An 11,511-nucleotide genomic window follows, 5' to 3' on the forward strand; every position below is an offset into this window, starting at 1 on the left:
CTCCGGAACCGCGTCAGCAACCTTACTGATGAAGTCGGCGATGCGCTGGACGTCGAGCCCGATCTCCATACCGATCCAGCCGTACACATCGAAATGCAGCACCGGAGAATAGTCTGGTTGGCCGATTTGCTTGACGCGGTGCGCCACCCATTTGACGAAATCCAGAAAGGTTTCTCCCCCAACGCCGAATTTGCTACGCGAGTTGATGAGGCCATGCGGGATCACATCCACCCCCTTCAGGATCATTTTATCGACATTGATTTCGCGCGCATCACCGCTCTGGCAATAAATTGGGACACGACGATGCGGCATGGATAGGCAAAATTCCGAACAAACCACCTCCGCCATGGTACGACGCGCAGCATGGGCAGCAGCGCTTAAAAGGGCTTGGCTGACCCCATATTCGATGCATAGTGGGAGTCGTTTCCCAGTATGGAGATCGAAGACACTGGAGCAGGCTGTCAAAAAGCTGGACGCATCAATGTTTAAGAGCCGCGGGACAACAACACGTGACGTGAGATCCATGATGGCTCCGACGTCAAACAGGGGGTCACGCCCGCCAGCCCCTGAGTATTGCACTCCCATCATATCGCCCCAGGCGACCATATCGTCTTCCAGGACAAGCCCGACGCTTAAGCAAGCTGCCGGAACACGGATATCACGGAAGCCGGGCGTCAATGGCTCGCCGACGTAAACAAAACCGTCCTGGCCAACCCCTGCCCTAATGGCAGCTTGATCGTCATAAAAGAAGGCGCCGTTGCCGGGCGTGAGAATGACGTCTTTGATCTGCACTGAATTATACTCGAGTTTGGCCAAGCTATGAGCTGCGGCCGGATTTGCGCGCTCTGTCCTAAGTTATGCCCCGTTCGGAATCGGTTTTGCCAATATAAAGCCCCGAACGTGCCCATCTCGTTTTAAGATACGATAAAGTTGTTTTACGGGCGTCAGCGGGGACGGCACCGTCCGCCTCCCCTCTTGGTCGCGGTGCGCCGGATCGTCGCCCCTGCTTCCATAACAGAAGCTAGGCGATCAATCCGTCCGGCCAGCTCCCATCTCGGACCGCCACTTTCAACCATGGTTAGTATAAACCAAGCGATCAAGGATCAAGCAATCTTTTTGGCATGATTTTGGAAGACAGGATCAGCCGCTGATCGATCCGAGGAGCTGGCCTATAAGCTCCAGTCGAGGCCAGTGCCTTCATACCGGAGTTACTACAGCTGGCCAAGGCGCGGCTAATCTGTACCTCTAGTTATGCAGCGGCCGCGCAAGGATGGCTACCCCTTCATTGCGGTCGACATGCGCGCCCGATCCTATGGCTAGGACGATTGATGGCCCAGGCGCTCGGATGTCAATGGACGGAGCGGAAACAGAATCCATAGAGTGTAGGATACCTATAAGATCTCCCGACCTCACTTCATCCAACACAGAGCAGCGAGGTTCGAAGATACCCTGCGCGGGCGATTTCAACTCGTCTGATATCAGCGTCTCAAGGGTCTGACTGGACCTTTTGTTACGGAAAGACACGTCCTCGACTTTTCCTTCGACGAGTCCAAGCATAACGAGCGCGTTGCGAACTCCAGCTTCATAAATCGCTAGAGCTTCTGCGCTAACCGTACCACCGCCGAATTCCGCGCAAACGAATACCTTCCCTAGGCTATGTGCCCAACTGTCGAACATCCCAGCCGTGTCGTCATGTTGCCAGAGCAATGTTACGGGCAGCTTAAATGCCGCTGCCATTGCGAGCGTCTTAGCCATGAGATCCGCATCAGCAATTGGATGCGTGATGACCGCCGGGGGAAAATCCCACGTTGGGCCGAAGCTGTGCAGATCGAAAACGATGTCGGCATTTGGCAACAATACGCGTGAAACCGCATCCGCGATTCGTTCCGTAACAGACCCGTCGGCACGGCCCGGAAACACGCGGTTCAGATTCAAACCATCAAGCGGAGTATTGCGGCTCCATGCTTGAACTGCCAATGGATTAAGCACTGGCAGCACGATGATCCTACCACTGGTTTGCGCTTGTGGCAGCCACTCGATAAGCCGCCGCGCGACTAATGGCCCCTCCATTTCATTGCCATGATTCCCACCGGTGATAAGAAGGCGCGGTCCATCGCCCTTATTAAGACTAAAAACCGGAAGCGAGAACTCTTCATGGTCGGCGCCTCCCGGCACAACGAGGTGTCCTCTGCTCACGCCATGCGCATCGAGATCAAACGTAAGATGTGGTGCTTCGTTCATTGCTTAACCTATTGCGGGTGATCTGGCGACTTTGACCGGGCATATGGTCTTGTACACGGCTATTTTTTTCGCCTGGAACTATGCACACGCGGTCACCACTTCGCCAATATAATGTCCGAGACGGCACCATCGCGTTTTCAGATGACCAGGGCTCGCTCTGCTGACCTGTCCCTTGGTTCGTCACCTTGATCCCGGTGCACTAAGGGAGGAGGAAGGTCAAAGTCGCGGTGGGTAGCCGATTTCAGAAATCGCGCGATCAGCCGGTTGACGTTGGCTAGCTGTTCGTTGTTCAGACGGGCGAAGGATCTGTGCGATCCGGTCAGCGCCGTTGACCTCGAATTCCATCCTGGCGCGCAGCAAGAGGATCGGCAGGTCTGAGCTTGCTGGCGAGCAAGGCCGGCCGATCCCAGACATAGTCCGAATCCTTGATCCGCATGTGCCAGATGATAATTGCAAGAGCTTTACTGGTTTCCGTTTTGGACCAGGTGGCCATTTTATCCGCCCGTTGAAGCCCCGAACAGATGCTTGTCGCCAGTCCGTAGGAATAGGTCGGACGCATCATCAGGAAGTGGATCTGCCACGCCAGTTAGGCAGCGGCTTCCTGTAATGTTCGCTGCATGCTCGGTCGAGAACGCCACCAGACGGCATAGAGGACAAGCATCCAGATTAAAGGCAGAAGCATCAAAAGAGAAGCGACTGCAGCAATCGTCGGGTCGATTTGGTGGCGGATATTCTCCAGCATCTTCAAGGGCAACGTCCGCACCGACAGACCGCCGACCAAAGACGTTATGACCGCTTCATCGAATGACTGGAGGAATGCGAACATGGCGCCGCCGATCACTCCCGGCCTGATTAACGGCAGTGTTACGCGAAAAAACGTTTGCAGTGGTCCGGCACGCATACTCTTGGCCGCCTGCTCTAACGTCCGATCGAAGTTGGCCAACGTCGCAGAAACGATCACCACCACAATTCCAACAGCGCCGATACTGTGAGCGAGGGCGATACCACCCTTTGTGCCGATTAGACCAATCTGGATGAGACCCAGATAAGTCGCGATACCGACCACGATAACTGGAAAGGTGATAGGCGTGATTATGATCATTGTCAGCACGCCGCGAAGTCTTGCGCTTATTCGGCTCAATCCGAAAGCAGCAAGTGTTCCCAATAGAGTAGAAATAACAGCTACCTCGACACCAATCTCGACGCTGGTCCAAGCTGCTCCGCTCCAAGATGCATCGCCGAAAAACGAGCGATACCATTGAAGCGACAGGCCCGAAGGCGGAAATTGCAAAAATGCCCCGGAACTGAACGACATGATGACAACGATTATCCCTGGGAATAAAAGAAAGGCCATCACCAAAACGATAAAAACGATCGCGACGACTTTAGGCCATCGCCTTTCCGCCCCAGGCACGTAGCGCCGTCCCGTCCACCGTTTGACACGATAGGGACGCAGAATTTCGCTGAAGTTTCGTTTGATAACAAGAACAATGGGTAGTCGGGACATCGAGCCCTTCGGAGCTCGAGTTTGGCTTTGCTCTTGTTTGCCGGAGAGGTCAAGCCCGACCATGGAAAGCACCACAATGGCAAACCCGAGAAGGATGAAGGACGCAGCGGCAATGCGCGGAATATCGAACGAGCTATTCACCTCGGCCGCAATGAAGGTTGAAAGCATGGCATCGCGCAATCCCCCAAGTGCCGCCGGCGTGATATAGAATCCTAGGCAGAACACAAAAACTAGGAGCGAGCCACTCCGTGCGCCTGGAATGCTAAGGGGGAGAAATACACGCCTGAAAGCGGTGAAAGGTCCCGCTCCCATACTGCGTGCAGCAGCCATCAAGGACCGATCGATCCCCATCATCGCACTAACCAAGGGAAGTATCATCATCGGCAGCATGATGTGGACCATGCCAATATAGACCGCGGTTCGGTTATAGATGAGTTGCAGAGGTCGATCGATCAATCCGACGTCCAGCAAGATGTTGTTGATGACCCCGCGATCCCCAAGAATAACAATCCATGCGTAGGTACGCGCCAGCCCACTGGTCAAATAGGGGATGATCACGAGAGCGATGAGCGTCATGCGCAGAGTCTTGGATGCCGTGACGATCAGATACGCGGTTGGATAGCCTACGATTAAGCAGATGGCAGTTGCGACCAGACTTATTTCTATCGTTTGAAAGAGCACCCGCACATTAGCTGGCTGGGCGAAAAACGCTCCGTAGTATTGGAACGAGAAATCGGGGGCATTGACACTGCTTAGGAAAAGCAAGGTTATAGGGGCACCGAAAACCACAAGCAAAAGCGCGAACGCGGGCGCGGTTAACCCAAGTGGCACCTTGGCCATTCTGCGCAAAAGCTTCATGGATATCCCTTATCAATCGCTTATGGCGAAACGAAGCGAATGTCTGACCGCAGCCACGTGAGGCAAACCTCCTCGCCTGGCTGGAAAACAGGTTGGTCTGCCGCGACATGTTCCCGGACGATGAGAACATTGTTGCCAACGCGAACATGGTATTTTCGCAGAGGGCCGGCAAAAATCATATCGTCGACCGCACCGGCAACATATTGCCGCTGGTCCGTTTGAGCCCACTCCGCAGTCTTCGGAAGTACACTGATGCGCTCTGGCCTTATCATCGCAACGGTGCCGATTTGCGGCGCGTTGCCCCCTCTGGCCAGCAACAAGGCATCCTCGAGAATGTTCGCCTCACCCAGAAATTTAGCGACAAAGCACGATGATGGCCGATCATAGAGGGCCTCTGGTGTATCGATTTGCTCGACACGTCCTGCGCGCATTACAACAATCCGGTCTGACAGAGTAAGCGCCTCCTCCTGGTCATGCGTAACGCACACCGTCGTGATACCGAACTCCTTGTGCAAGCTCTTCATCTCGATCTGCATCTGCTCACGCAGGTTACGGTCGAGTGCGCCAAGCGGTTCATCAAGTAATAGGAAGGGTGGATCGGCAATCAGCGCGCGGGCTAGCGCCACGCGCTGCTGCTGACCGCCACTCAATTGGGATGGCATGCGACCGCCGAATTCCCCTAGATGCACGCGCTCAAGCATACGGGCTACCCGAACCTTCCTCTGATCGGGAGCCATGCCCCGCATTTCGAGAGGGAATTCCAGGTTTCGAGCCACTGTGAGATGCGGGAACAGCGCATAGCTCTGGAACACAATTCCTTGATCGCGCCGGTAGGACGGGACCGAAGCCACTGAATGGCCGGCGATCATAATATCACCCGAACTCGGGGCCTCAAAGCCGGCCAAGAGCATCAGGGTAGTGGTCTTACCCGAGCCGCTCGGGCCGAGAATCGTCAAGAACTCGCCGCGACGCACGGTCAGCGACAGATCCCTGACCGCCGGAACACTCCCGTACATCTTGGTAACACTGCTGAACTGAATTTGTGGCACCGATTGGTTCACATCTGCAGCGTCAACTTCCGAACGGGGGGCGGTATTCATTGCGTGCATGTTCACTGTGGCTCCTCCACCATCGCTGGCGTGCATTAGCAGGCATTTGCCGTACCTTCTGCCGTCGTACCCGATGCCGTGAGCGGAGAGGCTAGTGGGCTACCCCGCTCCCCGTCACATTTTCAGCATCAGTTTCGACTTTAGCCCGGTATGGAGTTACCCCGACCGGACTTTCGCACTTCAACCAACCCTACTGCAGGATCCACTCATTCCACCGCTGGATAAGCATCTCAGTGTTGGAAACACCGCTGGGGCCTACCTCATTGTACCATTTGCCGTTGATGGAAACGCTGCTCTTGATGTAATCTGGGTGGGTAGGGAGCTTGCGCGCAACTTTCTCGGGAAGAAGTTTGAACGCATTGCCGTTGCTTGGTCCCTCAGGAAACAATTGGCAAAATGCTGCCTGACGTTCCGCGCGAGTGGCGAATTCGATAAACTTCTGCGCAGCCTTCGCGTTGGGTGAACCCTTTGGAATGACCCAATAATCCCACTGCAGCTTCGCCTGGTTTCGATTGATCTCCGTCGCGGCGCCCTGATCGATCAACAGTAGAGCTCTTCCGTCATACGATTGAGCGATGTCAACGACCTTATCATGCAACATCTGTTGAATCTCTGATCCGCTGCTCCACCACTTACGGATGTGCGGCTTTATTTTGTCCAAACTGGCAAACACCCGGTCGATATCCATCGGGTAGAGCTTATCGGGAGATACACCGTCCGCTAACAGGGCCTCTTCCCAGGGTCCTTCTGAACCAAACTGGCCGGACACCAAGGTGCGAACGCCGGGAAACTTATCAGCATCCCAGAATTCAGCCCAGTTTGTCGGCCGGGGTTTATCAGCTGGGAATACGTCTGTGCTATATACCATATTATATGAGTAAATCAAATTTGCCACGCCAAACGGTTGCTTGGCAAATTCATAAATTCCGTCTAGCTCTTCTTTCCTGAACAAGGAGTAATCAATTTCTTCAAGAATTCCTTTCTTAGCTGCGACCAAGCCGGACCCTTGCGTAAGCGCCCCGACATCTACCGTGACATTGCCCGATTTTACCATCAACTCGACCTGTCCCATACCCATGTCGTCGGTGATTGGGTTGACCTTGATACCGGTCTCAGCTTCAAATGGCTTAGCGTAAGCCTCAATGTTAGCCTTTCCCCAATCGCCGCCGCCTAGCACTACGTTGATCTGGTTGGGTGTTTGGGCCGCAACGCGGCCCGCAATTGAAGACAGAGCGCCAGCCGCCATGGCGGTCGATGTCGCCTGCAGCAATCGTCGGCGATTTATTTCGTATTTCATGTCGTTACCCTCTTCTTGTGATCTCAGCCTTGATTAGCCAAGGTTGTTTTGCTTGGACAATGTCATGGTGCTAGAGCAGCCTCGGCCAAGTTGACCCAGTATCCAATGCCGTATGGCAGTGCTTCATCGTTAAAGTCGTAGGTTGGATTATGGAGAGCAGCAGTCGATCCATTTCCAAGCAGTATACATGCCCCCGGCCGCGCCTCTAGCATGTACGCGAAGTCCTCTGACCCCAAACTAGGTTTGACTTTGGGGTTCACCGATGAATGGCCGACCAGAGCACGCGCCACCTCTGTTGCCCGACGCGTTTGATCGGGATGATTGACAGTGAGGGGCTCCAGGCGGCGATGCTGAAACTCGACCTTCGCCCCGGAAGCGCGTGCAATATTTTCCGCGCACGCCTCAATCTGTTTTTCAGCGAAGTCGCGCAAAATCGGTGACAGTGTCCTGACTGTTCCGGCAATCTCCGCGCGTTCGGGAATGATGTTGTAAGCTTGTCCGGCGTTCAGCTTTGTGACGGAGATCACCAGGGACTCGGTGGGGTCCGTGTTGCGTGAGACTAGTGTCTGCAAGCCTAAAATGATCTGAGCTGCAACAACGACGGGGTCAATTGTCAGATGGGGAGCGGCCGCGTGACCCCCTCTGCCTTTGACCACAATATCGAACTCGTCGAGCGCGGCAAAAATCGAACCTTCGCAAATGCCGAACGCACCAACCTCCATGCCTGGCCAATTGTGCATGCCAAAGACCTGAGATATCCCGAAACGGTCCATGATCCCCTCCTGGACCATTCTTTGGCCGCCGCGGCCATCTTCCTCGGCAGGTTGGAAGATCAGGGCAACGGACCCTTTGAAGTTCCGGGTCGCGGCGAGGTATTTCGCGGCGCCAAGGAGCATTGCAGTATGCCCGTCGTGACCACACGCGTGCATCTGTCCGGACCTTTTCGACGTCCAAGGTTTGCCTGAAGCTTCGAGTATAGGCAGAGCGTCCATGTCGGCCCGCAACCCGATAGTGGGCCCATCTCCGAGTTGACCTTGGATCAACGCAACCACGCCGGTTTCAGCTATCCTGCACTCGATGTGGTTAATCCCGAAGGAAGCCAGCTTTTCCGCCACAAATGCCGCTGTGTCATTCACCCGATAGTCAAGCTCCGGATTCTCGTGCAGGTACCGGCGCCAAGTCATCGCTTCGATCTCGATCTCCTTGAACCTGTCAACGCCAACCATAGGCACGTTCCCGCATTTGAGTAATTTGGATCAGGCGCCGGTGCGTAATTAATGATCGATGCCACCGGTGTTTTCGTCAAATGCAGTTTGGATATCGTAACCATCTAGAACCGAGATAGCCCCGCGTTCAGGCCTCGGTGTTGGCGCCGGCGACTGCGACCCGATAACAAGCCGTTTGCCCTCAAATGGATAAGCTTCGGCCTTAGAGGACCAGCTGCGAAGTGCTGGCAATCATAAACTCTGGCTCTGCTGGCAACGGCCAATGGCAAAGGTCTGAGTAGGAAGAGCTGTCACCATCGCGACACTCCTCCCCCTCCCACGACCTACTTTCCAGGACTGCATGCGCTTTGCCACTCAATCCGCAAACCGCAGACCCTAGGCGGCGTGGACAAATTCGATGTTAGCAGGGTCGCTTTCCTGCGATCGGGTTGTTAGCATTGGGAATGACACTGGAAGAAGAGAGCGAACGAGCTACGTCGATGCTGATTGGCAAGGTTGTTCGCCGTGTCATGCGCCACCGCGATGGAGAGGTGGTGATCGAGTTTGAGGATGGCAGCCGATTTTTCGCGGATAGCGACAGCCCTCTCGAACTGTCCATCACCTTGGCGGAATAGTATATCCGCCTTACGGAATTTCGGACGTCGATGCGATTGACGTAGCCCAAGAGGATTGATTCAAGGCTGCTTTTTGGAGGCAGGTTTGAGCAGGGGCGATCTCACCGAAGCAGAATGGCGTGTTCTCAAGGGCTTGCTGCCCATCGACCCTGACAAACGCGGCCGAGGTAGACCTCCCAAGCAGAATCGTTCGATCATCAACGGCATTCTCTGGCGGCTCCGCTGCGGCGCTCCATGGCGGGATGTCCCGCCCAAATACGGCAGTTGGAACACCATCTATCGTCGGTTCCGACGCTGGAGCGAGGCCGGGGTCTGGGAGACCGTGGCGGTAATGCTCGCCGAGGTCATGGCGGACAGCGGCCACTACAGCATCGACAGCACCACAGTTCGCGCCCATGTCTCGGCAGCGGGCGGAAAAGGGGGACTCGTGCACCGGACGCCTTCCTTGCGGACAAGGGCTACGATGCCGATACCATTCGCGCCGATCTCGCCGAGCGGAAGATTAAACCCGTCATACCCGGCCGATCAAACCGCCGCGTGAAGATCGAGTATGACCGGGCGCTCTACAAGCAGCGGAACCGAATCGAGCGCATGTTCGGCCACCTCAAAATCAACCGGGCCATTGCCACCCGCTACGATCAATTGGCCAATAGCTTCCTCGGAATGGTCTACCTAGCCACCGCCAGATACTGGCTCAAATTTGTCCACGCCGCCTAGCATCACGCCCGATAAAGTGTTGGCGGGATTTCGCTCAGGAGTTCCGCGCCGCGCTCTGTCACGAGCACGTGTGCGCCGGCACCAAATAGGTAGCCACTTTCGCTGCACAAAATGTTTGGCATGTGCAGGGTCATGCCAGCTCGGAGTGGTTCATTTACATCGGGCTCCAGGCTTAGGTCGCCGCGCTCAGTCCAATTGATGCCAGTTTGGTATCCTGTTCGTTGGCGGAAGACGCCCTTGCGTCCAGATCGCTTCAACACCTCGCCCCCAGCAGCGTGAACGTCCGCCGGCGTAGCACCTGGTCGAATCGAGGAGACAAGGGCCGCAATGACCTCTTCAGCCAAGCCGTGCAAAGATTCGGTTTCGGGATGTTTGCCAAGGACTGCGCATCGAACCATTCCCACTGTATACCCGTGTTTCGAAGCCCCTATCTCCAGAAAGGCAGGTTCGTTGTTGCTGAGAGGATGATGGGTCGCTGGCGCATGGGGCAACTTCACTCGCTCTCCAAACAAAATGGTACCCGGCGCAAGCCCGATATCCCCAGCGGCGTTGCTGGGGTCGTTTGTTACCGCCGCAGCTAGGGCCGCTGCCATTTCGATCTCCGTAATGCCGGGACGAAGCGATTGCTGAAAGGTTCGAATTGCCACGTCAGTGAGTCGAACAGCATCGCGCATACACGCCAACTCAAGTTCTCCTTTCACTGCTGACACTGACGAGACCAGTCGGGTGACGTCAGTAATCTTCAGATCCGGGAGCTGGTCTTGGACTGCGCGCACGTCGGCGGGCGCGAGATTCCAGCAGCCAAGCTCGAAACCGACTCGCTTATTGTCCAGTCCGAGTCGACGCAATACATCGGCGCAGACCCTGCCAAAATCAGGCTGATGTGTATAGGTTTCAATTTCCTCGATGCAGCTATATGAACGTACTGCCTGCTCGTCATATTCTCGGACAACAAATATCGGGACCCGACCCGGCATCAGAATAAGAGGGAAAGGCGCGAAATATCCACCGCTCCCATCGTAGCCGCTGAGATACTTCAAGTGGCCGTGCGCCGTTACTACGATTGCGTCCAAGCCTGCCGTAGCAACCGCATCCAGCACATTGTTTTGCCGGCGCTCATACTCTGATATCGGAAACGGTACACCAGTCAGAGGAATTGCGGAGCGTGTCGTCGCCATATCTCACCTCAATCAGTGTGTCGTGGTTTGGTTGCGCAAAACGCGCGATCGCGTCCATGTTCGAAATTGAACAAAAGCTTCGCCGGCTCATGCGGGGTGACAATCCCCTTTCCTGGCGGCTAGCGTCAAATGCTGTTTTTATATCGGCTGCATCTCGCAGCGAGATGCGCATAGTGCCTTCATCGGCCGCTCAATGCAGGCAACGCTGGTCTCCGACAGCTTTGTTCTCGCCAGAGGATCGCCGACAAAGGCGCCGAGTTGCTCGGCAAGCTCGTCAGCCTCGGCCAGAAGAACCATGCTGACGACCTTGAGCTTGGCAGCGAGTCGGCGCGCCTTCGCATTCTTGCCGGCGAAGCCGCCGACGCCGGGGGAACTGTGCCGGCGCCACGCAACAGCATGTTTGCACTGATGTAAGGCCGCTGCGACACCAGCGACGGCTCTCCGCCGCCACCTCCGCATCTCGCTACCAGATGACACTAATACAAAGACTGCATTTGGCGCATCCGACGTGTAAGAGGATCGTGTCGCGCGAAGTGGTTAAGCTTGGCGGAACCGAATCGGTCGGAGCAATGAGCAAAGCGGCGGGCGCAGATGCGGATGTAGTTTCGCCGAAGACGTTTGCGCCGCTCAGGAATACGACATTTCGCTCAATCTGGTTTAGCCTCTCAAGTCTCTTCCCTTGGCTGGCTGATGCAGACCGTTGCTATCAGCTGGCTAATGGCAACGGTTCCGACCTCCGATCTGATGGTTGCGCTCGAGCAGGC

General features: G+C 55.5%; 10 protein-coding genes and 2 pseudogenes. 4 read left to right on the forward strand and 8 right to left on the reverse strand.

Annotation, left to right across the window (positions count from 1 at the left end):
* The 7 genes from ENZ75_RS07325 to ENZ75_RS07350 all read right to left on the reverse strand — a co-directional run.
* Positions 1-792 (reverse strand): methylaspartate ammonia-lyase (locus ENZ75_RS07325; RefSeq protein ID WP_128278003.1); only part of this gene is annotated, 792 nt, incomplete at its 3' end.
* Positions 793-1,245: 453 nt separating this feature from the next.
* Complete coding sequence (locus tag ENZ75_RS07330) at positions 1,246-2,241, reverse strand: succinylglutamate desuccinylase/aspartoacylase family protein (protein ID WP_063169313.1); 996 nt, start codon at positions 2,239-2,241, stop codon at positions 1,246-1,248.
* Between the two features lie 319 nt (positions 2,242-2,560).
* Positions 2,561-2,734: a hypothetical protein gene (locus ENZ75_RS34260; RefSeq protein ID WP_164548525.1), complete on the reverse strand. Its 174-nt coding sequence runs from the start codon at positions 2,732-2,734 to the stop codon at positions 2,561-2,563.
* 93 nt (positions 2,735-2,827) lie between these two features.
* The gene (locus tag ENZ75_RS07335) at positions 2,828-4,606 is read right to left on the reverse strand and encodes an ABC transporter permease subunit (protein ID WP_063169314.1); all 1,779 of its coding nucleotides are present in this window, start codon (positions 4,604-4,606) and stop codon (positions 2,828-2,830) included.
* A gap of 20 nt (positions 4,607-4,626) precedes the next feature.
* Entirely contained in the window at positions 4,627-5,715 is a 1,089-nt protein-coding gene (locus ENZ75_RS07340) for an ABC transporter ATP-binding protein (protein ID WP_224570037.1), read from the reverse strand.
* 190 nt (positions 5,716-5,905) lie between these two features.
* A complete protein-coding gene (locus ENZ75_RS07345; RefSeq protein ID WP_063169315.1) occupies positions 5,906-7,012 on the reverse strand; it encodes an ABC transporter substrate-binding protein in 1,107 nt (368 codons plus the stop codon).
* Between the two features lie 62 nt (positions 7,013-7,074).
* Positions 7,075-8,238, reverse strand: coding sequence for a M20 aminoacylase family protein (locus ENZ75_RS07350; protein WP_063169316.1), 1,164 nt, complete (start codon positions 8,236-8,238; stop codon positions 7,075-7,077).
* Positions 8,239-8,681: 443 nt separating this feature from the next.
* Between ENZ75_RS07350 and ENZ75_RS34265 the strand changes: the two genes are divergently transcribed.
* Entirely contained in the window at positions 8,682-8,852 is a 171-nt protein-coding gene (locus tag ENZ75_RS34265; RefSeq protein WP_164548526.1) for a hypothetical protein, read from the forward strand.
* 85 nt (positions 8,853-8,937) lie between these two features.
* Positions 8,938-9,569: pseudogene (locus ENZ75_RS07355) on the forward strand (IS5 family transposase).
* A 2-nt stretch (positions 9,570-9,571) separates the two neighbouring features.
* Here ENZ75_RS07355 and ENZ75_RS07360 read toward each other — a convergent pair.
* Positions 9,572-10,747 (reverse strand): Xaa-Pro peptidase family protein, encoded by a 1,176-nt coding sequence (locus ENZ75_RS07360; RefSeq protein WP_063169317.1) that lies wholly within the window; start codon positions 10,745-10,747, stop codon positions 9,572-9,574.
* 258 nt (positions 10,748-11,005) lie between these two features.
* On the opposite strand from ENZ75_RS07360, the gene ENZ75_RS34270 reads away from it, so the two are divergent.
* Complete coding sequence (locus ENZ75_RS34270) at positions 11,006-11,161, forward strand: hypothetical protein (RefSeq protein ID WP_164548527.1); 156 nt, start codon at positions 11,006-11,008, stop codon at positions 11,159-11,161.
* Positions 11,162-11,316: 155 nt separating this feature from the next.
* A pseudogene (locus tag ENZ75_RS07370) lies at positions 11,317-11,511 on the forward strand (MFS transporter); the annotation flags it as partial.

It is taken from the genome of Mesorhizobium sp. M7A.F.Ca.CA.002.04.1.1, assembly GCF_004022805.1.
GTDB lineage: Bacteria > Pseudomonadota > Alphaproteobacteria > Rhizobiales > Rhizobiaceae > Mesorhizobium > Mesorhizobium ciceri.

Excerpts from the sequence above, each read along its gene's own strand:
- ENZ75_RS07345 (WP_063169315.1), bottom strand. The coding sequence starts at position 7,012 with ATGAAATACGAAATAAATCGCCGACGATTGCTGCAGGCGACATCGACC.
- ENZ75_RS34260 (WP_164548525.1), bottom strand. The coding sequence starts at position 2,734 with ATGGCCACCTGGTCCAAAACGGAAACCAGTAAAGCTCTTGCAATTATC.
- ENZ75_RS07340 (WP_224570037.1), bottom strand. The coding sequence starts at position 5,715 with ATGCACGCAATGAATACCGCCCCCCGTTCGGAAGTTGACGCTGCAGAT.
- ENZ75_RS07335 (WP_063169314.1), bottom strand. The coding sequence starts at position 4,606 with ATGAAGCTTTTGCGCAGAATGGCCAAGGTGCCACTTGGGTTAACCGCG.
- ENZ75_RS34265 (WP_164548526.1), top strand. The coding sequence starts at position 8,682 with ATGACACTGGAAGAAGAGAGCGAACGAGCTACGTCGATGCTGATTGGC.
- ENZ75_RS07350 (WP_063169316.1), bottom strand. The coding sequence starts at position 8,238 with ATGGTTGGCGTTGACAGGTTCAAGGAGATCGAGATCGAAGCGATGACT.
- ENZ75_RS07330 (WP_063169313.1), bottom strand. The coding sequence starts at position 2,241 with ATGAACGAAGCACCACATCTTACGTTTGATCTCGATGCGCATGGCGTG.
- ENZ75_RS07360 (WP_063169317.1), bottom strand. The coding sequence starts at position 10,747 with ATGGCGACGACACGCTCCGCAATTCCTCTGACTGGTGTACCGTTTCCG.